The 24,293-nt window shown below is 51.6% G+C and carries 17 protein-coding genes; 8 read left to right on the forward strand and 9 right to left on the reverse strand.

Annotation, left to right across the window (positions count from 1 at the left end; genetic code table 11):
* Positions 1 to 23: 23 nt before the first annotated feature.
* A complete protein-coding gene (locus CCY01nite_RS20475) occupies positions 24 to 3,557 on the reverse strand; it encodes a SusC/RagA family TonB-linked outer membrane protein (RefSeq protein WP_146865705.1) in 3,534 nt (1,177 codons plus the stop codon).
* Positions 3,558 to 3,748: 191 nt separating this feature from the next.
* A complete protein-coding gene (locus CCY01nite_RS20480; protein WP_146865707.1) occupies positions 3,749 to 4,306 on the reverse strand; it encodes an RNA polymerase sigma factor in 558 nt (185 codons plus the stop codon).
* Between the two features lie 557 nt (positions 4,307 to 4,863).
* Between CCY01nite_RS20480 and CCY01nite_RS20485 the strand changes: the two genes are divergently transcribed.
* The gene (locus CCY01nite_RS20485) at positions 4,864 to 5,997 is read left to right on the forward strand and encodes a FecR family protein (RefSeq protein ID WP_146865709.1); all 1,134 of its coding nucleotides are present in this window, start codon (positions 4,864 to 4,866) and stop codon (positions 5,995 to 5,997) included.
* Positions 5,998 to 6,003: 6 nt separating this feature from the next.
* Here CCY01nite_RS20485 and CCY01nite_RS20490 read toward each other — a convergent pair whose 3' ends face one another.
* On the reverse strand, positions 6,004 to 6,411 hold the full coding sequence (locus CCY01nite_RS20490; RefSeq protein ID WP_186831183.1) for a carbohydrate-binding protein: 408 nt from the start codon (positions 6,409 to 6,411) through the stop codon (positions 6,004 to 6,006).
* Between the two features lie 283 nt (positions 6,412 to 6,694).
* Between CCY01nite_RS20490 and CCY01nite_RS20495 the strand changes: the two genes are divergently transcribed.
* Complete coding sequence (locus tag CCY01nite_RS20495) at positions 6,695 to 7,876, forward strand: copper amine oxidase (protein ID WP_246129988.1); 1,182 nt, start codon at positions 6,695 to 6,697, stop codon at positions 7,874 to 7,876.
* 60 nt (positions 7,877 to 7,936) lie between these two features.
* Here CCY01nite_RS20495 and CCY01nite_RS20500 read toward each other — a convergent pair whose 3' ends face one another.
* Positions 7,937 to 8,746, reverse strand: a complete 810-nt coding sequence (locus CCY01nite_RS20500) for a hypothetical protein (RefSeq protein ID WP_146865715.1) — start codon at positions 8,744 to 8,746, stop codon at positions 7,937 to 7,939.
* A 73-nt stretch (positions 8,747 to 8,819) separates the two neighbouring features.
* Between CCY01nite_RS20500 and CCY01nite_RS20505 the strand changes: the two genes are divergently transcribed.
* The 4 genes from CCY01nite_RS20505 (at position 8,820) to CCY01nite_RS20515 (ending at position 14,437) form a co-directional block, all read left to right on the forward strand.
* Positions 8,820 to 9,899, forward strand: coding sequence for a tetratricopeptide repeat protein (locus CCY01nite_RS20505; RefSeq protein ID WP_222614460.1), 1,080 nt, complete (start codon positions 8,820 to 8,822; stop codon positions 9,897 to 9,899).
* A gap of 6 nt (positions 9,900 to 9,905) precedes the next feature.
* Positions 9,906 to 10,391, forward strand: coding sequence for a helix-turn-helix transcriptional regulator (locus tag CCY01nite_RS26780; protein ID WP_222614461.1), 486 nt, complete (start codon positions 9,906 to 9,908; stop codon positions 10,389 to 10,391).
* 190 nt (positions 10,392 to 10,581) lie between these two features.
* Positions 10,582 to 13,398: a TonB-dependent receptor gene (locus tag CCY01nite_RS20510; protein ID WP_246129989.1), complete on the forward strand. Its 2,817-nt coding sequence runs from the start codon at positions 10,582 to 10,584 to the stop codon at positions 13,396 to 13,398.
* A gap of 10 nt (positions 13,399 to 13,408) precedes the next feature.
* Positions 13,409 to 14,437 (forward strand): phytase, encoded by a 1,029-nt coding sequence (locus CCY01nite_RS20515; protein ID WP_146865719.1) that lies wholly within the window; start codon positions 13,409 to 13,411, stop codon positions 14,435 to 14,437.
* A gap of 33 nt (positions 14,438 to 14,470) precedes the next feature.
* On the opposite strand, the gene CCY01nite_RS20520 is transcribed toward CCY01nite_RS20515, so the two are convergent.
* Positions 14,471 to 15,358, reverse strand: coding sequence for an ATP-grasp domain-containing protein (locus CCY01nite_RS20520; protein ID WP_146865721.1), 888 nt, complete (start codon positions 15,356 to 15,358; stop codon positions 14,471 to 14,473).
* A 26-nt stretch (positions 15,359 to 15,384) separates the two neighbouring features.
* On the opposite strand from CCY01nite_RS20520, the gene pdxR reads away from it, so the two are divergent.
* Positions 15,385 to 16,884, forward strand: coding sequence for a MocR-like pyridoxine biosynthesis transcription factor PdxR (gene pdxR, locus CCY01nite_RS20525; protein WP_146865723.1), 1,500 nt, complete (start codon positions 15,385 to 15,387; stop codon positions 16,882 to 16,884).
* The gene (locus CCY01nite_RS20530; protein WP_146865725.1) at positions 16,881 to 17,729 is read left to right on the forward strand and encodes a tetratricopeptide repeat protein; all 849 of its coding nucleotides are present in this window, start codon (positions 16,881 to 16,883) and stop codon (positions 17,727 to 17,729) included. Before pdxR ends, CCY01nite_RS20530 begins: the two co-directional genes overlap by 4 nt.
* Before the next feature lie 7 nt (positions 17,730 to 17,736).
* Here the strand turns inward: CCY01nite_RS20530 and CCY01nite_RS20535 are convergent, their stop codons facing one another.
* From CCY01nite_RS20535 to CCY01nite_RS20550, 4 genes are all read right to left on the reverse strand, one after another.
* The gene (locus CCY01nite_RS20535) at positions 17,737 to 18,651 is read right to left on the reverse strand and encodes an HAD family hydrolase (RefSeq protein ID WP_146865727.1); all 915 of its coding nucleotides are present in this window, start codon (positions 18,649 to 18,651) and stop codon (positions 17,737 to 17,739) included.
* Between the two features lie 127 nt (positions 18,652 to 18,778).
* Positions 18,779 to 20,146, reverse strand: coding sequence for a purple acid phosphatase family protein (locus tag CCY01nite_RS20540; protein WP_146865729.1), 1,368 nt, complete (start codon positions 20,144 to 20,146; stop codon positions 18,779 to 18,781).
* A 115-nt stretch (positions 20,147 to 20,261) separates the two neighbouring features.
* Complete coding sequence (locus tag CCY01nite_RS20545) at positions 20,262 to 23,297, reverse strand: TonB-dependent receptor (protein ID WP_146865731.1); 3,036 nt, start codon at positions 23,295 to 23,297, stop codon at positions 20,262 to 20,264.
* A gap of 9 nt (positions 23,298 to 23,306) precedes the next feature.
* Positions 23,307 to 24,293, reverse strand: coding sequence for a FecR family protein (locus CCY01nite_RS20550; RefSeq protein WP_146865733.1), 987 nt, complete (start codon positions 24,291 to 24,293; stop codon positions 23,307 to 23,309).

Here is a 24,293-nt window from a genome sequence, read left to right on the forward strand (position 1 = left end):
TTAGTTTTCTTTTAAACTTCTTGCTAAAGGGTTAGATTTAATCCAAACGAATACGAGGTAACGGGTGGTAAAACACTGGTAGGATAATCTGGATCATACTTCACTTTTGACGCTTTCCAAATCATCACATTCATATTGCCTATATAGGTATACAGTTCGATTCCTTTTATAGGAAGATTGTTGAATTTTCGATTGTCCCATCTATATGAGAGGCGAATATCCTGTAAGCGGATATGATCTCCTTTTTCCACATTAACTTCAGACATTGAATAGAACTTATCCCGATTAGCATTTCCAGGATATGATATTGATGGCACATTGGTAATATGTTCATCCCCTGTTTTCTGCCACCTTTGACTATAATCACCATGTCCTCGCCATGTATTATACAATTGATTATATTCGATAGAAGGTTTCTTATAGTAATACTTTGACCTGAAAGAAATATTAGCAGATAAGGAAAACCCGGCATAAGAAAAGGAATTTAGGAGATTTCCATACAGTAAAGGGAATGCGGATCCTATATATCTTTGATTTTTCAAGCTATCAAGAAAAATTCCCTGGTAATTGGTGCTAATCTCATCACCGATGTAACCACGAGGATCACCGGTTTCTGGATCTAGTCCTGCCCATCGATACGCATATATTCCCATATAAATATCTCCTTCCCTAATGATCGGAGCAGTAGGAACGGATTTTGTTTCTTCAAAATATCTTGAAACAATAGTTTTTGCGAAATTCACATTAAGGCTTGTTTGCCACCCGAATTTGCCCTGAATGTTCTTGCTTTGAAGAGCAAGATCAACACCCTTTCCTGTCAGATTTGCTGCGTTTTTTTGCATCATTCCCCCGGTAATTCCCAAAGTTGGATCAAGCGGGAAGTTCGCAATAACATCTTTTGATTGCTTATGGTACCATTCAATACTACCCGTTACCCGATTGTTAAAGAGCTGGAAGTCCATGGCAGCATTGAACGTTCGTACCTCTTCCCATCTAAGATCAGGATTGGGTGCACCGAGAGGCATAGCATAAATCTGTCCCAGGAAGTTAGGCCTCGAAGAATACAATATTGTGCTTAATGCTGATATTGCGTTGTTAATATTTCCTGCATACCCATAGGTGGCTCTGATCGACAATTTGGGCATCCAGCCAACATTGTAAAAGTTCTCCTTGCTGATATTCCAGCGACCGCCTACCGACCACAAAGGCTTATATTTATTATTAGTAGTTACCCCAAATAAGTTTGATCCGTCACGCCGGCCACTAACATATATTCCATATTTTGAGTCATATGTATAGGACGCGTTTGCAAGGAAAGACACAAGGTTATTATTCCTTTCGGATAACCTGTCCATATTCGGAATCCTGGCATTTCCCCCAAGGAACTGCGGAACATTGCTTCCATAATTGAGATTGTTATCATAACTCAATGTGGCGTCATTATATCCGTAGAACCTATTTCCCTCTGTATATAGCCAGGATTTAGATAATTCACCTGCAACTAGTGCCGTAAAATCATGTACACCCTGCCAATTCTTCTGGATATTTAGCTGTCCACGTAAATTGTGGGTTGTCAGTTTATTTGCAAGGATATCCAAAATACCACCTAAAGGGATACTACGAACAAATGTTGTAGGATTAGTATAACGATTGATAAGGTCACGGGTAAAAAAGGAATTTAAATCTTGAAGATTTCGATCGTCCGTAATCTGACGAGTATATTGATATTTCACACTTCCACTTAACCAGGAAGTCAATCGCACATCACCGCCAAATTTCATTCGAAGTAACCCACTTTTTGTGACATGACCGGCATTTGCCTCGCGTTCATCTAATGGAAAATAGTACCAATTGAGTAATTCGTCTTCTGGTAACGACTCTAAATATGATGATCCAAAAAAAGTAGGTAAAGCCATATGATTGCCATCTTCATCAGCCAGCCGCGCATATGGTAATGAAAGCCGTCCAGGGCTAGATACCGGAAAGGTAATTCCCCCTCCTGTTAGTTTCTCATGATTGTAATCCACCCCCAAGTTTAATTCCAACGGTTTGGTTGGCCGTATATTAAAGTTAGTGCTAATGTTATATCTGTTGTTCTTTCCTGGCCCCTGATATTCTGATAAATTGTTATCAACGCCAAACGATAAATTATACCCCAATAAACTAGAACCTCCAGAGACATTTAGAAAATTCTGTTTGTTAATAGCATTCCTGAAAATGTATTTTTCGACATCCTTTCGTATATCGAATGATCGAAGTTCGTCAATCTGTGAGTTTGCCTCAGCATCTGTCAAATCTCCTTTGCGATGCCTATCTAGAATTTCAACCACTGGCGAAGTAACAAAGAATTGTGGATATTGGAGATGAAGGTCATAAAATCCTCTGCTAAATAAATCCCGCTCGACATCGATGAAATCACTGCTGCTCATTTGTGGGAAATAAAAAGGATTTGGTTTTTGGAGGATGGAGATGTTAGAGTTAAATGTGATAGCCACCGGTCTATTTCGCACTCCGGTTTTAGTTTTAATTACAATCACTCCGTTTCCAGCACGAGCTCCCCATATCGAAGCGGCTACGGCATCTTTCAATACGCTGACACTAGCAATAGTATTCGGATTAATACTGTTTATATCTCCTGTATACGGAAAGTCATCCAGTATTATCAACGGATTTTGAGATGATATGCCATTGAGATCATTTGCTGTGTTAAGTGTGCTTACACCTCTTAACTGAATTTTTATAACTCCGGCACCATCTGATTTGTTGAATAATAGCCCGTTTGCCGCTCCATCTAATCGGGTAAGTAAGTTACGACCAACTTGGCGCTCTAAAATAATACTATCTACAACAGTTGCACTTCCAATGAATCGCTCTGGCGCTACTTGTTCATATCCTGTGCTAACCTCTACCTCCTTGATCTGCATGGTAGCAGCGGCCAGCCGGATCTCCGGATTGTGATTGTTTTTTACTGCAACCTGAATAGGAATAAATCCAACACTAGAAATAACCAGCACCGCATTCTCATCCGGAACACCAATATTAAAATCCCCATTCCCATCCGTCACCGTCCCCATACCTCCACCATTCTTAACCCTCACCGTAACCCCAGGCAGCGGGTTCCCATCACTGTCCGTAACTCTGCCGCTAATGCTATCTTTCGAAGAAGAAGGAGCGCTTTGTTCCTTCTTCGGCAGAATAAGAATTCCCGTTCCCTTAACGCTCCACGTCAGCTCTTTCCCTTTCAACACTTCCGCCATTGTCCGCTCCAGCGAAGCACGGCGAACATTCACGGAAACTTTCTCAGACGGATTTAAAAGCGTCGTATTATATAATACCGTATACGGCGTCTGCTGCTCGATGCTTCTGAAAACCTGTTCAATAGGAGTGTTTGTAACGTTGATTGTGATTGACACACTGTCCTGCGCAAAGACGGATTGGCTTACAATCATAAGGAGCAGTAGGGTGATGGCTGGCCACTTGCCCCGAAGGCAAGCACTGCTGTAGATTTTTTTCATGTTTGAGTTAGTTAAGGTTCTGCCAGATGTTTCTTTGTTCATAGTATATGATTGTAAGAAATGCCTGCGGGGTGAACAGAAATTAATCAAAAATTAATAAAATAATTTAGTATCATCCGGCTGCAATGGGCCACTCTAGGCGTTTTCAGAATATTGCACAAAAATGCCATTGCGTGTATGCGCAATGGTTATACATAATTGCTTCTGATGGGGTGGGAGGCCGGTAAATGATGTTATCGAAGACAAAGAAATATTATCAGGATGATGGGGCCGAAGCCTCTCAGTACTTTCAGTCCGAGCTTTATATGCGTCTTGATACTGTTCTTGCTGATCCCCAAAAATGTTGCCGCCTCCTGGTAGGAATATCCTTCCTGATACACAAGATAAAATGCTCTCAGCCGCTGGGGACTGAGGTGAGATAGTAATTGTTGTAGTTTCTGGTCGGTAGCGTGTTTTTCACGGGAGGCATCCGGGTCTTCCCATGTATCATGTTGCAATACGACGCGCAGACCATCTTTTTTTGCCTCGAGTCTTTTTGCCTGTGTGATTTTTGCGATACAATAATTGCGAACGACTTTATATAAATAAGAACGCAGATGCTGTACATGGTTCCAGTCCTTTACCAGCAACAACTTGAAGAATATCTCCTGCACAGCCTCTTCCGCTTCCGCATGATCCTTCAGCAGATAATCAGCATGGGCCAGCAACACTTTGTAGTACCTCTGGTACATCATCGTATATGCTTCCCTGTTGTGACTGTGTAATTCCTGAACGATTAAGGTGTCATCCATCTGCGAAATTCAAATTAGCCGGTTTCAGATATTTCAATTGCATCCCCCGAAAATTGCGTGGAGATGCCTGTTGGTTTTTTGAGTTAAACTTAAACGGAGAAAAAAAGGAGAAGGTGCGAATAAAGTATAAAAAATCCTACTTGAAATGCATGTCTCGTATGTGCTGGCGTAAATCTTATAAAAAAAACATTTTACTTATGTTAAACTGTCGTTAATTCAATAACTTTTTTTGTGGTAGGTTAGATATTTTCTAAAATTGACAATTATAGACGCAGATTATATTTAATTCCTTAAATTTTTTGCAATTATTCACCCCGTTTTGCGCCTTTGTGCTCGCGTGATATTGCTGTTCATTTGTTAAAATGATGAAGGTAGTGGAAGTAAAATACCGGAAGGAGGTGATAGTATATTAACTAGTAAGGGCAGATTACTTTGCATGGCTAGAGAAAAAATTCGTCATGCTACTTTGGTTCATATTTACCGTTAACAAATACTTTTATAAAGAGTTTCACCCTATGTTTGTTATTATTAATCATAGTACAGTATAACCCTGTCAAATGGACAAAAATCACGTACTTGATCTGTTGATCAAGGAACATTATGGCCTGATAACCATCGCGGAGCAGGAAGAGTTGGACCAGATACTGGCTGATAGCCAGGAAGCAAGGGATATGCAGCTCGAAGTTCGTTCCCGGCCCGCAAATGAAGCCAGGCAATTTATTGAGCAGGCCGACCCTTCCGCTGCATATGATCTCACCATCGCACGTTATGAAGCCCATCGGGCCCGTAAACGAACTGTCCGCATGCGTTGGTTTGCGGCTGCGGCGGTAACCGGTATCGTCGCAGCCATAGCCTTTTTTATGCGACCGCAGCAGTCTGTGCAGGAAGCACAGCTTACCGGTAATAATGCTTCCTCCGCCAACGGGCTTACTCTGCAGCTGGCAGACGGACGTACCATTGAACTGCAGGATTCCGGTCAACAGGCCATTACATCCGGTAATACAAAGCTGAGCAACAATAACCGGGTGTTACGTTTCAACTCCGGGAATGTCAATGCAAACAGCTGGAGCACATTATCGGTGCCGGCTAAACTGGACTACCGGGTTGAGCTTGCAGACGGTACCATCGTATGGCTGAACAGCACCACCCGCCTGCGCTTTCCCTTTAACTTCGCAGAAACCCGGGAGGTATATGTGGAAGGGGAAGCCTATTTCAAGATCGCTCCGGATGCAGCTAAGCCTTTTATTGTGCATTCAGGAAACTCCAGCATACAGGTATTGGGTACAGAATTCAATCTTAATAGCTACAATGCCGGCACGCTGATCACTTCGCTCGTCCAGGGAAAAGTGGCCGTAACCGTAAGGAACGAACGTGTGGAACTAAAGGCTGGGGAAGAGCTGGTAGCCACTGCAACAGATGTGAAGCGCCAGCGATTTGATGCCAGGATCACACTCGGATGGCGAGAGGGTATTCACTACTTCCAGGATGCGGATATGACCGAGATCGCGGAGATGATCGGTCGGTATTTCGATGTAAAAATGGTAATGGACAGTCCTTCTGCCGCCAACCTGCGTTTCCGCGGAAGATTGCACCGTCATCAGCCGCTGCAGAATTTTATAGATCAGCTAAATACGCTCGGAAATGTTAACCTCTACTGGAAAGGCGATGTGCTTCACTGCAAAACGATCTGATGCCCCTCAATCCGTCCTCCACCAGTTCGATATAAATTTAAACCCGATAATATTGAACTCCCCGCTGCCCTTCGCTACCAGGTAAAGGTCATGCACGCCCATAGCATGACGGAGGTTGCCCTGCAGCTTGATGGCGTACGTAGTATCCGCCGTATCAGGAATGCGCAGCGTACCGATGCGCTTGCTTCTCCTGCCCTTTGGCTGGTCGATGCGGAATTCCAGGCGCGCATTGGACTTGCCGCCCAGCTTGCTGGTCACCTTTACTTCAAAGCCTATTTCACCCATGCTCAGGTTCACCTGCCGGAAGCCCAGGTAGGCGCCTTCTTTCATCAGGTAACTCACGGAATCGGGAACGGACAGAACGGAAGACTGGCCTCTTGCAGGCAGCGATATGGATAATAAAATAACTGCCATCGCAGTTAATGCAAGAGGCCTCATAGGTTCGGATAGTTCTTCAAACGGATGCCGGCCGGGTTTTTCATCACCTGCATCCCAGATTATCAATCAATTTTCACATAAAGATAAATAATAATACCTAGTTTCAGTTAACAAAAGAAAGCCGTCATTCAAACTGCCGGTTAAATATTTTATTTAAAAACATGTAGTAGTTAATAAAAATTATTATTAAGTTTGACGAGTATTTTAAATTCTTTCAATTACCACGTTCGCTCTGATCGTCCACTTAATAATGATAAAAATGAAACAACCAAACTGGAAGCCGCTGTTGCTCGCTTGTACCATTGCATCGCTCGGCGCGCAGGCGCAGGAATTGAAGCCGGAACTGAATAGCGCGATCCTTCGTACCAAACAGGGAAGCATTGTAGAACTGCCGGATTTTCTGACGGAGAAGATACCGGACATTACATACCGTAAAGTGGTGATGCCCGGCCCGCAATACCTGATCGCGGACGATCCTGAATACATCCGCATACCGGAAGGCATTGCCCTCCAGGAGCCCGTTCAGCCCGGCGCAGTAAGGTTGTATGTGTATAATGTAAACGGTGTTAAAGAACCGGCAAAGATAGACCGCCGCATCACGGCCGTGATCAAAAATACTGGCACGGGAAACATGCATATCCGCATGCTGAAATATTCTTCCCAAAAACCAAGCACCAACTATTACCAGATCGGCAAGCAGGGGCTGGCGGACTACTTCGCGTCAACACCGCAACGCACCATCCGCACTGTAAAACCGGGCCAGGCGATCGCCATTGATGAGCAGCTGGAAAAGAACATTGTGAAGTATGACGAGCTGGTACATGGATTTTACGAGTTCGTGATCGACCAGCCGGGCGAGATCAGCGTGATCCAGACAGACCTGAAAACCTCCGGCCCGAAAGCCCTGCAGCGCATCACGAACATCATTCCGCCCAAAGGCCAGAATGCCGGCCGCGGCGTGTTCGGCGTGAGCAACTACCGGGTGATCACCGATTCCGTATACGATACCAAAAATGGCACAATGGAGATCATTCTCGCGGACGGCGACAAAGATCCCTGGGTGGAAGGTAAAATGAAAGGCCGGCCGGATGTGGCGGCGCTTGCCGGCAACTACGGTGTGATGTATGACATCGAAATGAAATGGAAAAGCAGTGATGGCAAAGGGCTGGCGCTGGTAACCTGGAATTCCCGCAGCGGCAACAACCAGTGGTGCGGCGGGATGGCCAATACCATGATCGTCAGCAAGGGAAAGTTCAACGAAGGCATCATCCAGTTACCGTCTGACCGCCTTATCACGAAAGCGGCGCCGGAAGCGATCCTGATACAGGTATTTGAGCCGGCTGCTAACGGGGAAGAACAAACGATAAAAATGACTTATTCACCGCCGGGCGCATCCTGTTTACCAACGCCCCTCATCTTTATACCGGTTGATCTGAAATAACGGACAACCTGTTGATCAATAATTGATACAGACCGCCCTGGTACCGGGGCGGTTTTTTCGTTACCGCCCGTAATCGATATACCCGTTCGCATGCGGCACCAGCGTCCATTCATTGCCGCCGGCTTCCATGGACTGCCCGTTCATGCTCTCGTACGTTTTCAGGAAATCATACTTGGAAAAATTGTTGCGGGACAGCGAGCGGTAGTACAGGTCGTCCCACATCCAGTAGCCTTTGAGGGAATTGGGCCGGTTGTCGTAATGCTGGAAAGATTCGTCCTCCACGAAATTCGGTTTGGCTTGCCCGTTTATCTGAAGTGTGGATCTGATGCTCTGAAGATTGCCCTGCTGATCGAAGGTGAAAACCTGTGTTAATGTCCGGTCGCTGTTACGCAGCTCTTTCCGGCTGATCCGGTTGGCGGCATCGTAGAAATAGAAGGCGGTATCCTTGTGATCGCTGAGGTTGCTGAAATATATCTTTTTAACGATCCGCCCGTTTTCCAGGATCAGTTCGCGTTTGTTGACCGGCACTGTAACGTTAAGGCGTGTATGGGTTTCAAGAATGATCCTGTTGCCCTGATAGAGGACGGTGTCGTATACTTCTTGTGAATAGATGCCGGCCACCCCGCTAACGTTTGGAACGGGCAGCGTGCCGCCATTCCGCCGGGTGATCCTGTTTCCCTGATAAGAGAAATAGGCACTGCTGCTGACGCCGGGATTGTAAAGGATTCCTGCGGCATCGGAGATCATATAGATGCTTCGGATGCTGTCCAGCATGGGAGGAAGATCTTTCGGCGATACGCCGGACTTTTTTCTGCAAGCGGTAGCAACGCAGAAAGTGAGCAGGATGAAAGGGATGATTTGCCGTGGCATAGGAGTAAACTTTATTAAATTTAATCATTTTCCGCTTAACAGTAACATAACATTAAACCCTTTCCTTTGCCCCATGTTACGGAGCGTTCTTCTTCTTGTCAACTTCCTGATCTTCATTACACATGCTCTCCGGGCGCAGCAGGAGCCCGGCCTGGTTTTCAGCAGCACAAACAAACGGTCCGCCACGGATTCCGCTTTCCTGGCGCAGAAAGAAGCTTACCTCAAAGCGAAGGACAAGCCGGCGGCAGCCCTCGCCCTCCGGCAGATGGGCCGCATCTGCTATCATCTCGGTCACTACCCCCAGGCACTGGATTACCATCTGCAGGCGGCCAAGCTCTTCCGCGAAACAGGCCGACTGATGCAACTCGCCGAAAACCTGAACGACATCGGCACCTTATATTACTATAACCGCCAGCCGGCACTTGCCCGGCCGCAATACGACGAAGCGCTGGACATCTACCGCAAAGCGCACGACAACGCCGGCCTCGCCGTCACCTACGGCAAGATCGGGCACCTGTACGAAAAGCAGCAGCAATACGACAGCGCTTTTTATTTCCAGCGGCTGGCGCTCGCGCGTTACGGGCAGATAGATGACCGGCAGGGAATGGCGAAAATATTCGAGAACCTGGGCAGTGTGCATGAAGACCTGGAACAGTACGATTCCGCCAGCCATTACTTCCGGCAGGCGCTGGCTTTTAACCGGGACAGCATTGCCCGGATAGAGATCATGAACAACCTCGGCGACATGTACCGCAAGACCGGCCGTTACCGGGAGGGCCTGGACCAAACGCGCCTCGCCATGCAGTTGGCCATCCGGACCGGCGAGCAATACCAGCTGAGCAGCGCCTACCGGGACATGGCAAAAGGTTTTCACCTCCTTGGCCGGCATGATAGCGCTTATTATTACCTCGAATTGAGCCGCTTTCATTTGCTGGAAATCTATTCCGGCGAAAGCAGCAAGCAGCTGGCGCTCCTGCAAACGATGTACGACATGGAAAAGAAAGACCACGAGATAGCCATGCTGCGCAATGCCCGCAAAACCACCGTGGCGATCGTGATCGCGGGTCTGTTGCTCGTGGCCATCGCCGTGCTGGTGATCAGCCGCCAGCGGCTGAAGATCAGAAATGCCGAGCTGCTGCACCTCCGCGAGTAGGAGCAGATGCGCAGCGCGCTGGAACACCGCAAAGCCCTCGAACAAAACCTCCAGCAGGAACTGGAACTGCGCTCCCGGGAACTGAGCGCCCACACCCTGCATATCATCCGCAAAAACCAGCTGCTCGAAGAAGTGCATAACAAGCTCGAATCGATGGTGCGGGATGACAAACGCGATCAGAAAAAGCAACTGAAGCAGCTGCAACTACAAATTCATCACAATTTCAATCATGATCAGCATTGGGATGAGTTCAGGGGGATATTTGAACAGGTGCACCAGTCCTTTTTCGATAACCTGAAAAAATACTGCGATCATCTCACCGCCAGCGACCTCCGCCTCGTGGCATTGCTGAAAATGAACATCGGTTCCGGCGACATTGCCACCTTGCTCAACATCTCGCAGGACAGCCTGCGGGTGGTACGCTACCGCCTCCGCAAAAAACTGAACCTGCAGCAAGGGGAAAGCCTCACCACTTTTATACAGTCGCTGTAACGGCGTAACATTTTCTTAACGGACATTTTGTAACGATGATAACAGCTGATATTCAATATTTTAAATCAACCGTGTTGCCTCTTTGTTCACACCTCCCCAACCCCTTGTATCCTTTTTGTTCACGCCGGGAATTTGACATCGCGCCCCTTCCACAACACCTTTGTTGCGTCGAACAAAACGACCACACCGCATGATGAAAAAAATTCTATCAGTAATCCTCTTTTCCTGCCTCGGCATGATATGCTTTGGCCAGGGCACCGGTCTTGTTACCGGCCATGTGATGGATAAGAACCAGCAATTATCCCTGCCGGGCGCTACCTTGAAATTAAAACCCGGCAACCACTACACGGTTTCCAACCAGCAGGGCAAATTCGAATTTCTCGGCGTGCCCGCGGGCAGCTACACCCTGGAGATCACCTACATCGGTTATGAAAAGGCGACGCAGGAGATCACGGTAGCAGCCGGCCGGAACACCGCTGTGAACCTGCAGCTCGATGCCGGTGGCGTGGTGGGCAAAGAAGTGCTGGTGCTGGGCGACCGCCTGCGCGGGCAGGCCAAGGCGCTGAACCAGCAGAAGAACAATCCCAATATCACCAACATCGTATCCGCGGATCAGATCGGGCGTTTCCCCGATGCCAACGTGGGCGACGCCATCAAACGCATCCCCGGCATCACCATGCAGAACGACCAGGGTGAAGCGCGCAATATCATCATCCGCGGCCTCGCGCCGGAGCTGAACTCCGTGATGCTCAACGGCGACCGCATTCCCTCCGCGGAAGGAGACAACCGCCGCGTGCAGATGGACCTCATTCCCTCCGACATGGTGCAGACCATTGAAGTGAACAAAACCCTCACGCCGGATATGGATGCGGACGCCATCGGCGGCGCCGTTAACCTCGTGACCCGTGCCGCGCCCAACGGTCCCCGTCTTTCCGCAACGTTGTCCAGCGGTTTCAACCCGATCCGCAATAAAGCCCTCTACAACGGCTCCCTCGTGCTCGGCAACCGCTTCTTTAACAGCAAGCTCGGCGCCGTAGTAAGCGCATCATACAACAACAACGATTATGGTTCGGACGATGTGGAAGCGGTATGGACGAAAGATGACTTCGGGAACGTATACACGGAGGAAGTGCAGGTCCGCAAATACGACGTGCAGCGCGTGCGCAGAAGCCTTTCCGCGGCGCTGGACTACAAGATCAACCCTTCCAACACCATCTACCTTAACGCCATGTACAACTGGCGCGACGACCGCGAAAACCGCTACCGCCTTGAGTTGAAAGACATTGAACCGGAATACGATGCCAACGATCAGATCACAGGTTACACCGGCAGCCTGAGCCGGGAAACAAAAGGCGGCATCGACAACAACCGCAACCGCAACAGGCGCCTGGAAGACCAGCGCGTGCAGAACTACTCCCTGCGCGGCGAACACCTGCTGGGCAGCAAGGTGGACCTCGACTGGGCCGCCAGCTTTTCCACCGCCAGCGAGCACCGTCCCAATGAACGGTACATCGAATATGAAAACGAAGACCAGCCGATCACCCTCAACCTGTCTGATCCGCGCTATCCTTTCGCCGCAGCGCCGGACGCCACAACGGACGGCTTTGTGCTGAACACGCTGTCCGAAAATAACGACTACACCCGCGAGAATGAGCTGGGCATGAAAGTGAACCTGCGTTTCCCGCTGAGCATCCTGCCGCAGCAGAAAGGCCGCCTTCGTGTAGGCGCGAGGCTGCGCCTGAAAGACAAAAAGCGCGAGAACAGCTTCTTTGAATACGAGCCACTGACGCCCTTCGGCAATATGTCCGCCATGCCCACAGTGAACTGGAGCGGCGACAACTTCCAGGCGGGGAACAAATATGTGCCCGGCACTTTTATCTCCAACAAATTCCTCGGCAGCCAGCCGCTCGGCAATGCCAGCCTGTTTGAGCCAAAGGATGAACCTTCCGAATACCTGGCCGTGAACTTCAAGGCCAAAGAAACGATCATCGCGGGGTATGTGCGCTGGGACCAGGACATTACCGCCAAATTGTCCATGATCGCGGGCCTGCGCTTCGAAAACACCAGCATCGATTACAAAGGCAACATCGTGGAAGAGGAAGAAGAGCTGGCCGGTCAACGGGATGTGCAGAACAGCTACCTGAACGTACTGCCCGGTTTGAGCTTTAAATATGATGTAACGAATGATTTCATCCTCCGGCTGGCCGCTACTACGTCCATCGCCCGCCCGAACTATTACGACATCACGCCTTTTGTGAGCAGCATAGTGGAAGATGAAGAGCTGACCGCGGGGAACCCGCAGCTGAAAGCGGCGTATGCCTGGAACCTGGACCTGATGGCGGAGCATTACTTCCGTTCTGTGGGGATCATCTCCGGCGGCATATTCTACAAGAACATCAGCGATTTCATTTACACCTACAGCGACCAGCAATATTCCACGGAGAAGTTCGACGCGGATTTCCCCGGCCTGCAAAATCCCGTACCTTCCGGCGACCGCTGGACGTACAAGCAGGCCCGCAACGGCGACAACGTGAAAGTATATGGATTTGAAGTGGCCGTGCAGCGGCAGCTTGACTTCCTGCCCGGATTCGCCAAAGGCTTCGGTGTGTATCTGAACTATACGTATACCGAATCATCAGCGGACGGTGTGTATAACGGCGATGGCGAAAAGCGCACCGGCGTTACCTTGCCCGGCACCGCGCCGCATATGTTCAATGCATCGCTGTCTTTCGAGAACAGCCGCTTTACCGCGCGCCTCTCCGGCAACTACGCCGCCGCCTACCTGGATGCGCTGGGTGGTTCGGAGTTTGACGACAGCTATTACGATCAGCAATTCTTCCTGGACGCAAATGCTTCTTACAAGCTCACGAAGCAGCTGCGGATGTTCGCGGAAGCCAATAACCTCACCAACCAGCCATTGCGTTATTACCAGGGCATTTCGTCCCGCACCATGCAGGCCGAGTTCTACCGCCCGCGTTATAATGTTGGTTTTAAGTTTGACCTGTAAACAAAAAAATATGTTGAAAAATATAAGTATTCTGTTGAGTGGAATCGTATTGATAAGCGCCTGCGATGACGGCAAAGCCCCCGTGCACGAAAATGCCCTGAAACCCACTGTGGTCACCGAACAGGTGACGCACGACACCGATGACCCCGCGATCTGGATCAATGCGGCGGATACGCTGGAAAGCCTCATCATCGGCACGGACAAGGATACGGACGGCGCGCTTTACGCCTTTGACCTCGACGGAAAGATCGTGAACAAAGTGCCCGGCCTGAAGCGCCCCAACAACGTGGATATCGCTTACGGGCTGCTGCTGAACGGTGTTCGTACAGACGTAGCCGTTGTAACGGAAAGGGAAATGAACCGCATACACGTGTTCTCCCTGCCGGACCTCAAAGCAATTGATAACGGCGGCATCGACGTATTCACCGGTGAAACGGAGCGTGACCCGATGGGCGTTGCGCTGTACACCCGCCCGGCAGACAGCGCCATCTTTGCTATCGTAGGCCGCAAATCCGGTCCGCTGGAAAACTATCTCTGGCAATACCGCCTGGAAGACGATGGTACAGGCGCCGTGAAAGGCACGCTGGTGCGCAAGTTCGGCAAGTACAGCGGCAAGAAGGAAATTGAAGCGATCGCGGTGGATAACGGGCTCGGCTATATTTATTATTCGGATGAAACAGTGGGCGTGCGCAAGTACATCGCTGACCCTGACCGGCAGGACAATACCGAGCTGGCACATTTCGGAACAACAGGATTTACGTCCGATCACGAAGGCATCTCCATTTACCCGCTTTCCGATTCCACCGGCTACATCCTCGTTTCCAACCAGCAGAACAATACTTTCATGGTGTATCCCCGCGAGGGGCAGCCAGTCCTGCTGGCGGAAATCCCGGTGTCCACCATTGAAAGCGACGGTTCGGAAGTAACGGCCGTGCCGCTCGGCGGCAAATTCCCGCAAGGGCTGTTCGTAGCCATGAGCAACGGCAAGGTATTCCATTATTATTCCTGGAAAGACATCGCAGAACGGATCAAACCATAGTGTAGCAAAAAGGCCGCAGCGATGCGGCCTTTTTCATATCGTTACGGACTGCACCATCTGCTGCAATGCCTCCGTGTATCGCTGATAACCTTGCGGATGTTTGCCAAGGAAAAGATAAGGCTCGATCAATTCCAGTTCCATCAAATGCAATGCATCATCGATAAGAATGCCATCCACCCGCGCGTACAAACAACCTTTCGCAAACTGCTCCACATAAGCGGCCGCTTGCCGCACATGTTTATCCGCCGCGGGCATCGCATCCGCCGTGCCGCCATGATATTGCTGCACACGGAAATCCCCCTGCTTCGGCTTCTTCAGCACGCTGTGGCTGAACCGGCCGTTCAGGAAAATGAAAGACCATTCCCCTTCGGTGGCGATCTCCGCAATGAAAGGCTGCACAATAAAGGCTTCTTCTTTTAACAGCTGCGTGACGAGCGCCTGTTGCTCCGTGATGTTTTGCGGCGTGATGGTGAAGGTATGCCGCGCGCCCGCGCTCACGCATGGTTTCACGATCAGCTTGTCAACCCCGAAAGGATAGAAAAAAGAGGAGAGCAATGGCAGCTCCCCCCGTTCGATGATGGCGGAAGGGATGACTTTCAGGCCGCTGGCGGCGATCTTTTGCAGGTAGTGCTTATCACTGTTCCATTTTACGATGTTGTAAGGATTCAGCATGCGGACGCCGGCAGATTTTATCTTGTCCATCCAGCGGCAGAAAGCCGCGTACTTCTCATGGTAGTCCCAGGGCGATTTCAGCAGCACCACGTCGTAAGAGGGCCAGTCCGCTTTTTTGTCCGTCCATATTTCCCGGTGAACATCCATTCCCGATTCCTGTAAATGCCGCAGCAATATGGCTTCTTCATCCTCCAATGAATCCGCCGCATATTTTCCCTGATCGGCATAAGTAACATAAGCAATTCTCATGGAATGACCGTTTTAAACAAAAGTAAATGTATATTGGCATTGTAAAAAGAGCCACTTTTGATGACTTCAACAGGGCCATTATGAGCAAGACCTCGCCGCAGATACCGTTGCCGTTCCTGAAGTTGCGCCGCCGCGACGCGGAGCCGCTTTTCCTGCAACTATACAGCCAGATCAGGGAGGCCATTTTCAGCGGGCAGCTGAAGGAAGGGGAGCGGCTGCCGGCTACGAGGGCGCTGGCCGCGGAGCTGGGAATATCCCGCAACAGCGTGTTCCAGGCTTTTGAGCAGCTGATCCTGGAAGGTTTTCTCGAAGGCCGGAAAGGAGACGGCACCTACGTTTGCGCAAAGATCAGCATGGCGCCGGCAAAGCCCGCAAAAGCAGCACAGGAGCAGGAAGAAGAATATCTGCCGGATTGTTCCATCGAACCGCTGCTGCCGTTTCAGACCTCCATCCCTTCTTTGCCGCATTTCCCGTTCCGCACCTGGGCCCGCATTGCGGCGGACGTATACCGGAACATTCACACGCTGCACCTGGGGTATGGGGATACGCAGGGATACGAGCCCCTGCGCAACGAGCTGTCGGATTACCTGCGCATCAACCGTTCCATCATTTGCCCGCCTGACCAGATACTGATCGTCAGCGGCTCGCGGCAGGCCATCAACCTTTCCGCGCAATTGCTGATCGGGAAAGGGGACCAGTGCTGGATGGAAGATCCCGGCTACAAGGGCGCCAGCGACGCCATCAAAAGATGGGGCGGAAAGCTGTGCCCCGTGCCGATGACCGAATACGGGCTCGACATCGATTATGCCATCAAAAAATATCCCGCGGCGAAATTCGTGTATGTAACCCCTTCCCATCAATACCCTTTCGGCGGCACGCTGCCGCTGTCCGAGCGCCTGAAGCTGCTGCAGTGGGCCGCCCGGCAGAAGATGTGGATCGTGGAAGATGATTACGACAGCGAGTTCCGCTATGTGGGAAGGCCGGTGCCGGCTTTGAAAGGACTGGACGATGCCGGCCGCGTGATCTACACCGGCACTTTCAGCAAGGTGCTGTTTCCCGCGCTGCGGCTGGGTTACATGGTGCTGCCGTCAAGAGAGATGGCGCGTAATTTCAGGAAGCTGAAAGGCAGCATAGACCGGGAAAATCCCGTGATAGACCAGGCGATCATCACACAGTTTATGCGGGAAGGGCATTTTGCGCGGCATCTTCGCAAGATGCGCACGCTGTATAAAAAATTGCAGGATGAGCTGACGGCGCTGATGAAAATGCACCTGCATCCCTGGCTGGACGTGGAATCAGGCGAGAACGGCATGCATCTCGTGGCATGGCTGAAGCACGGCATGGACGCTGTAGCGGTGGAAAAAGCGGCTAATGAAAAGGGCCTTGTGCTGCAGCCGGTAGACGATTTTTCCATCAAATACCGGCATAAGAACGCGCTGATGTTCGGCTTCACGGGGTATCCGGCGGAGGATATGGAAAAGGCCGTGCTGCAGTTGAAACAAATCCTGTTAAATTTGCACCCATGACGAACGAAAGATATTTTACGCAAGACCAGTTCATTGCCCAGTTCAACGCAGAGATATTGCAGGCCGCGGAAGTCTGGAAAAGGCTGCAGGAAAACGGTTTTTCCGAATACGCGCTCGCCGTGTTCGATTTCACTTTTGTTTCTGATGAACGCGAAAAGCTGGAAGCGCTGGCGCAGCTGTTCACCTCCGGTTATGACTTCGTGATGAGTGAGGTGACGCAGCATGGCGACACCTGGAAGGTGCAGGGCGTCAGCAATGAATTTCCCGTAGATGGCGATAACCTGCTCTGCTGGGCGATCGATATACTGGTGAAAGGTTTTGAACGCGATTGCCGGCTGGATGGTTACGGCACTTTTGCCGGCGCGGCGAATGATGAATTTCCCGATATGGCGGCGGGCAAGCTGGAACACTATTTCAATCTTGCTTTGAGCGCCTACCGGCAGCAGAACTACAGCGCTTCGGCCATCCATTTCAATACGGCCATCCGTATTTATGATGTGAACCCCAACTCCTGGTATTCCCGCGCTATCGTAAAAGATTCCCTCTACCTCGTGATGCAGGCCCGCGCGGACTACGATCAGGCGATAGCGCTGGCGCCCGCCTTCACGGAAGCGTATATCAACCGCGCCGTCAACAAATACGAAGCAGGCGAGTACGACGCGGCAACGGCAGATTTCAATAAAGTGCTGGAGCTTGATCCTGATAACGCCATGGTGTATTACAACCGCGGCAATACGAAATTCAATGCCGGCGACAGGGAAGGGGCCTGCGCGGACTGGAAGCGGTCGCAGGAGCTGGGCGGTGAATATGCCGCGGAGCGCCTGGCGGAATATTGCAACTCATGATCCGGCATTAGTTCTTCCGGTTCGTTTTATTTTTCGGAATGCCCCATTCCTGCGTAACGTACGGATAGTTATGCTGCGGCACATCGTTGCAGTACACGGCGATCCCGCCCTGCTTTTCCCAATATCCCTTTACGGTGAAACCGTTCTTTTCCACTTTCTGATCATCCGGGTTCACGATCATTTTCAACCCCACAGACGCATCGATCATTTCCATGTCGCCGCGGCTGTTACCGGCCGCAAACAAAGGTTGCGCCTTGATAACGGTTGCTATCAGATCGGCTTTGCCCTGCTCCTGCGGCACCGGCAGCACAATGTCTTTCGTGATCCTGTTGAACTGTACGACGGACTTCACACCCAGTATCCTGTTCAACGGAATGCCCAGCGCCTTGTGCACGAATTGCTGGTACAGCACTTCCGGAGAAGCGGAGATCACCCATACTTCAAAGCCGTAGGCTTCCAGGTTGGCCAGCAGCTCGCGCATTTCAGGATAGAATTTGTCCTCGTACCGGGCATGAAAACAATCTTCTCCCATCCGTTCCACCTGCGCCGGGCTAAGGCCGGAAAGAAAGCTGATCCGGTTCTGCACGTAGGCAAGCCCGGTATTGTCGCCATGCAGCATGGTATCAATAATGCGCATTTTGGCGGTGGACAGGGAATCTTTCTTACCCGCATACTGTTCCTTCGCAAAGCTGTAGATCGCCTCGTCCGCGAGGTAGTAGGGCGCTTGTCCAAGTAAAGTGCCATCGCAGTCGAAGACCGCTACTTTTCTTTCTTTGATGATGATGGTGGAGTTGAGGAAGGATTCGAGCTTTTCGTTGACCGCTTTGGGCCAGCCCAGGATCGGGCGGTAGGTCTGCGCCCCGGCCAGCAGGGTGGCCGCCAGCAGCCAGAGGGAGAGCAGCATTGTTTTTACCTGGATCATCTTGTTTCAGATTGTTTCAAATTGTTACGATTGGTTTCAAATGTACAAAAAGAAGGAGAATAATGCAGGCTGAAAGCAAAAAGCCGCCGGCAAAGGAATGCGGCGGCTTTCTGTGGAGCGGAACGGTTCAGGGCTTTCTTTTCAGATAGTCATCTTTTTTCTGTTCGAATGATTGTTTTTCCGTTGCGGATAATTTCTGCCGGTAGGCTGGCGGCAGTTCTACCATTTCTTTTACTTCGCGCGGCTGCTGATCGGTCAGCGTCTTTTGCCCCGCGCTTTTTTTATCGATCCGGAAAGCGTCATACAACTGGCCGGTGACGGTATAACACTTGTACTGAATGTTATCCGCGTTTATATCGATGACCTGGTACAGTTGCGTATTGGCTGCCGCGCGTTGCTGCCACTGTTCCAGTGCGGGAACATACATTTTCGGGCCACTGACGGAAGTGATGTATACCGGTCCGCTTAATGGCATCTGGGCTGATTGCGGCGATTGTTCAGACACGCCGCGCCCGTAGGTATGATCGTGGCCGGTGAGCACCAGGTCCACTCCGTATTTGTTGAACATCGGCTGGAAGGCGTCGCGGAGGGATCTGTTGTCACGCCCGCCCGCGGAGGAATACAGTGGATGATGCATGGTGATGATGGTCCACCTGCAGGGATTGTTCCGCAGCAATTCTTCCACCCAGGCCACCTGGCTGGCGCTGTCCGCCTTGTTCAGCAGGAAAGCCTGCGAGCAGATGGAAATGATCCGTACGTCCTGGTAGTCCAGGTAGTAGGCCACTTCTTCCAGCCCTGCCGGGCCGTTTTCCGGGAATGCGAATTGCGGCCGCCAGTGTTTGGTCAGCGTCAGCCTGCGCTGTTCATCGCGGTAATATTCATGGTTGCCGGGTGTGGCGATCACGGGCATCATGCCATAGATCCATCCACCGGCGTAAAACCATTCTCCCCATTCATGATCGGTATTTGTTCTGTTGATAAGATCGCCGGCGTGCAGGGAGAACGCGGCCTGCGGCGCCTGAGCGTATGCGGCGCGCATGGCGCGGGACCATAGTTCCTTGTGGTCGTTCTGCGCATCGCCCATATAGATGAAAGAGAAAGGTCTGAACTGGTCCGCGGCAGTGGTGAAATGCAACCATTCGCTCCAACGAACGCCATCGCCTACACGATACATATATTGCGTGGCCGGTTGCAGGTGGATGAAACGGGCGGTATGATGAATGGCTTCCGCGCCGGTGAGCGCGATCCTTTCCTGCGTGGCTTCCACCATAACGGCGGAATCTTCACGCCCCGGATGTGGACTGGCGGGCTTCAGCATGGCGATGCCTTTTCCTGTCAGCGTATCTGTACGCCATGTAACGGCCTGTGTATGCGCGGGATCACCCGCGAATGTCAGCACGATCCTGTCCGGCACAGCGGTAGCGGGATAAGCGGTTTGCGCCTGCGCCAGTTGTAACGCGGAACAAAAGAGCAGAGAGAAAAAAATGAATTTCATGTTAGCTATTAAGATAAGCAAAAACACGCCGGCGGAACAGCCGGCCGTGTTAAGGAATTAAGAAATTATGTGTTCCGGAGCTGCCTTCATGCAAGGCAGTTCCGGATGCCTGCCGTTATAGCCGGAAGCTCAGCCCCGCACTGCCCCATAGCCCGTCCACATAAGTATTCAGCGGATATTCTTTCGAGCCGAAGTAATCACCGCGTTTGGCGCGGGTGAGGTTGCTGAGGTTCAGCACCGCTTTCAGCCGCCCGGTGATCTGCTGGCTGGCCGAAAAATCCAGCTGCATGCGTCCCTTCTCGTGCATGTCCAGCGAAGCTTCATCGCCTACTTCGGAAAGGAAGGAAGCAAAGAAATAGGAAGAGATGCGCGCGGAGAAACCGTACTTCTCATAGGTCAGCGACACGTTGCCCACATGCGGGCGCATGGACGGCATGGCAATGTCGCGCGTGCTGATGATGCCGGGTACGGTGAGTCTGGACTGGATATAGCTGTAGTTGGCGTAAATGCCGAGCCCGTTCAGCGCGCCGGGCAGGAAGGTGAACTGCTGCTGCCAGGCGAGTTCAATGCCGTATATGCGGCCCTTCGCGCCGTTGCTTACGGTGTTGATGCGGTAGCCGTCAAACTCGCCGCCCTGCTGCTCGTACGAATAATCAAACAGCACATTGCGTACGTCCTTGTAGAATACGCCGCCGGACAAAAGGCCGATGGAAGTAAAGTAATGCTCGAACATTAGGTCGTAGTTCGTGGCTCTTTCCTCTACCAGCGCGGGATTTCCCTGGTTGATGCGCTCCCTTCTCCTTTCAATTTCCTTCCAGGGCACCAGGTCGTAGTAATTGGGCCTGGACAGCGAGCGGGTGACCGCGGCGCGGAGGTTCGTGCGGGAAGAAACCTTGTATTTGATGTTTAGCGAAGGGTAAAAGCCGTGGAATGAATTGGCATGATCGATCTTTGTGGTGGAAATGTATTTGCCGGTTTCATCCAGCAGCACTTCGTTGCCTTTGTAGCTGAAAGAGGTACGCTCAAAACGCACGCCGGCCACCACATCCAGCTTGTTCAAACGCAGGGTGCCCATCAGGTAAGCCGCTGCCAGGTCCTCATGGCCTTCATAAGAATCGGGATCTGTATTCTGGCGGGTATAGGTGGGGTCCTGCTCGAATTTATCACCGTTCTCCCGGAAGTATTGCTCCATGATCTCCGTTTCCGGGAAGCCCTGCAAATGCATGAACCCGTTGAGGAAATCCTTGCGCTGGTAGGCGGAATTGTAGTCGGACAAACGGAAGTCCGCTTCACCTGCCTTCAGCACATGATTGTAATAGTTGCGGAAACGTTCGTTGGTCTTGTAGCGGTAACGGCCGCCGAATTTGATGTCCAGGCTTTTGTTGCTGCCGAGGTTGATCTTGCGCAGCGCGTTGAAAGTGGCCTGTCCGTCTTTGTCGTCCACTCTTTCATGCCGGTTGATGTAGTTGCGGGTGGTGTAGTTGGAAAAATCCCTGGCCGCATCGTTGTCGTAGTTGATAACGGGCAAGTCGGGCGTGGAGAGATCAAGTGCTGCCGCCTGACCATTCAGGGAGAAGCCGGCATTCCAGTATTTGGGCTGGTCGTACAGCCCTTTGTTCAGGTTCACGTCATAATCCACCTGCCAGTTCCGGATAAGTGATTTACCGCCGAGGTTGATATTGAAGATATCGCGGTGGTAATCCCGCCATCTGCCTTCGCGGTAAATGGACATGTCCGCCACATGATGCTGCGCGTCATATTCTTCCATGCTGTGCCCGATGCTGCCGGAATACTGGAATTCATAGTATTTGTTGTAGTTCGTGCGGAGGTACAGCGTTGTATGCCGGCCCGCATCATAGTTTAGGTCCAGCGTCAGGCCGAGGTTTTTACGGTCGATGTGGAAGGCTTCATAGGTAATGCTTTCCGGCTTGCGGTACGATGCGCCTTCCAGCTCATAGTCCGCCCAGGAAATATCTACCCTGTCCTGCCCGCGGGTAGAAACAAAGTAGCTGGCGCTGACGAGATAGCCGAATTTATTTTTCTTTCTGCCATATGAAGCGGAGAGGTCGTAGTTCGGTTTATTGGTGAGGCCGTTGTAGCCCACGAGCGCTTTGCCGGTGAGGGTAGGCTTTTCTTCCTGTGCGCTTTTGCTGATGATGTTGATCACGCCGCCGGTGGCATCCGCGTCGCGGTCAGGCGTCAGCGTTTTGATGATCTCGATGGATTCAACGGTGTTGGAGAGTACGCCGTTCAGGTCGGTGGTCCTGGACTGCGTTTCTGTGGCCGGTATGCGGTTGCCGTTCATCTGCACGGCGTTCCGGGTGGGGTCGAGGCCGCGGATGATCACGTCCCTCGCTACGCCGTAGCTGTAGCCTACGGCCACGCCGGGCACACGTTGCAGGGATTCGGACACGGTGTTGTCAGGGAACTTTTCCATTTGTTCCTGTGACAGTACGTATTTGATGTTGTCTGCATTGCGCATGGAGTTGAGGGCTTTTACCTCGCCTCTGCGTATGCCCGTGATGGTTACACCGTGGAGCGCTTTGGTGAGGGATTCCAGCTCGAAGTTGGCGTCCAGCGTTTGCCCGCTTTCCAGCTGCACTTCTTTTTCCAGTGTGGCAAAGCCGAGGTAGCCCACGGAAAGCTGCAGCCTGCCCGGCTTCACGTCCGGTATCAGGTAGATGCCGTCTTTATCCGCCGTTGCGCCCGCGGATGTTCCCTTGATGCGGATGGTAGCGTAAGGCAGTACCTGGCGGTTGCTTTTATCGCACACCACGCCGCGGATCACCCCGCTTTTCAGCGCCTGTTCCCGGCGGTAGGGGCGGAGGTATACTTTGTTGCCGGACAATTGCGCGGACAAATGATTACCGGCCAGCAGGCGTTGCAGTACTTCATCGAGCGATGCATTTTGCATGGACAGGCTGACGGGCGCGGATGTGCGGAGGTCTTCATCATAATAGGTGAACACCAGGCCGGTGGACGCCTGCAGGCTGGCCAGCGCTTCCTTCACCGTTTTTTTCTGTACCTGCAGCGATACTTTGTAGTCGCTGAGCCGCTTCTCCTGCGCCGTTACGGCCAGCTGGCAAAACAGGAATACGGGCAATAGCCACCCTGCGCGCCTGGCGGCGGCGTAGCAAACATTTGATTTCATGGTATTGAACTAATTTTTTCTGATAAACAAAATGGTGTTGTCCCTGATGGTATAATCTATTTTATTGGATGCTTTGATGGCCTGGAGGATGTTGGTCAGTGAGGGGTGATTGAACATGGATGTGAACCGGAGCGCGGCGAGGGAAGGATGTGCAAAATGCACCTTCACATCAAAATATCTTTCCAGCAATGTAGCCACCTGCCGCAGCGGCGTAGCTTCGAATACAATGCCGCCGCCCGCCAGCACACCGGCTTCGGCGGTGGAGATATTCCTGATCTCCCAGTTGTCTGCCTCCGCATGATAGGTAAATGCCTGCCGAGGCTGCAATGTAGCCAGCGTGGAGGCATCGCGCAGTACCTGCACTTTTCCTTCCACCAGTGTGATGCGTACCTGCAACGCGCTGTCGTATTGCACCTGGAAGGCGGTGCCGAGCACTTTGGTGCTGATCTGCCGTGTGTGCACGTAAAACGGCCGCGCGCTGTCTTTCGTAATGTTGAAATATCCTTCTCCGGTCAGAAAAACTTCGCGGCGGTGAGGATCAAACCCGTTCGGAAAGCGGATGCTGCTGAGCGGCGAGAGCCGCACGGTGGAGCCTTCCGGAAAGGTGATCACGGTAGACCGGCCCGGCGCGGCGCTGATCTGCTGCCAGGTGACCGCCGGCGTTTCCGGCTGCTTGCTTTGCGGGAAGATCACGAACAATACGGTCAGCATCGCCAGCAATGCCGCCGCCCGTGAGCGGACGGGCGATGGCCGGCGTTCGCTTGCCGCTGGTGTGAGATCCGGCCCCAGGTGCAGGGACGAGAGCGCCTGCAGTCGCCGGAAAGCCTCCCCGCGCTCCGCTTCCCGGAACGCCGGTTTCAGCTCGTCATACAAATCCCGGTACACCCCGGAAGAAAGGAACAGCTCCCGCCACTTCGCTTCCTGCGCTTCATCCGCTTCACCCGCCAGAATGGCGTAGAGCAAGGCCCAGTCTATATTTGATGATTCGATGCCCAC

Origin of the sequence: Chitinophaga cymbidii (assembly GCF_007992715.1) — a bacterium.
Lineage (GTDB): Bacteria > Bacteroidota > Bacteroidia > Chitinophagales > Chitinophagaceae > Chitinophaga > Chitinophaga cymbidii.

Excerpts from the sequence above, each read along its gene's own strand:
- CCY01nite_RS20475 (WP_146865705.1), bottom strand. The coding sequence starts at position 3,557 with ATGAACAAAGAAACATCTGGCAGAACCTTAACTAACTCAAACATGAAA.
- CCY01nite_RS20480 (WP_146865707.1), bottom strand. The coding sequence starts at position 4,306 with ATGGATGACACCTTAATCGTTCAGGAATTACACAGTCACAACAGGGAA.
- CCY01nite_RS20485 (WP_146865709.1), top strand. The coding sequence starts at position 4,864 with ATGGACAAAAATCACGTACTTGATCTGTTGATCAAGGAACATTATGGC.
- CCY01nite_RS20490 (WP_186831183.1), bottom strand. The coding sequence starts at position 6,411 with ATGGCAGTTATTTTATTATCCATATCGCTGCCTGCAAGAGGCCAGTCT.
- CCY01nite_RS20495 (WP_246129988.1), top strand. The coding sequence starts at position 6,695 with ATGAAACAACCAAACTGGAAGCCGCTGTTGCTCGCTTGTACCATTGCA.
- CCY01nite_RS20500 (WP_146865715.1), bottom strand. The coding sequence starts at position 8,746 with ATGCCACGGCAAATCATCCCTTTCATCCTGCTCACTTTCTGCGTTGCT.
- CCY01nite_RS20505 (WP_222614460.1), top strand. The coding sequence starts at position 8,820 with ATGTTACGGAGCGTTCTTCTTCTTGTCAACTTCCTGATCTTCATTACA.
- CCY01nite_RS26780 (WP_222614461.1), top strand. The coding sequence starts at position 9,906 with ATGCGCAGCGCGCTGGAACACCGCAAAGCCCTCGAACAAAACCTCCAG.
- CCY01nite_RS20510 (WP_246129989.1), top strand. The coding sequence starts at position 10,582 with ATGATGAAAAAAATTCTATCAGTAATCCTCTTTTCCTGCCTCGGCATG.
- CCY01nite_RS20515 (WP_146865719.1), top strand. The coding sequence starts at position 13,409 with ATGTTGAAAAATATAAGTATTCTGTTGAGTGGAATCGTATTGATAAGC.
- CCY01nite_RS20520 (WP_146865721.1), bottom strand. The coding sequence starts at position 15,358 with ATGAGAATTGCTTATGTTACTTATGCCGATCAGGGAAAATATGCGGCG.
- pdxR (WP_146865723.1), top strand. The coding sequence starts at position 15,385 with ATGTATATTGGCATTGTAAAAAGAGCCACTTTTGATGACTTCAACAGG.
- CCY01nite_RS20530 (WP_146865725.1), top strand. The coding sequence starts at position 16,881 with ATGACGAACGAAAGATATTTTACGCAAGACCAGTTCATTGCCCAGTTC.
- CCY01nite_RS20535 (WP_146865727.1), bottom strand. The coding sequence starts at position 18,651 with ATGATCCAGGTAAAAACAATGCTGCTCTCCCTCTGGCTGCTGGCGGCC.
- CCY01nite_RS20540 (WP_146865729.1), bottom strand. The coding sequence starts at position 20,146 with ATGAAATTCATTTTTTTCTCTCTGCTCTTTTGTTCCGCGTTACAACTG.
- CCY01nite_RS20545 (WP_146865731.1), bottom strand. The coding sequence starts at position 23,297 with ATGAAATCAAATGTTTGCTACGCCGCCGCCAGGCGCGCAGGGTGGCTA.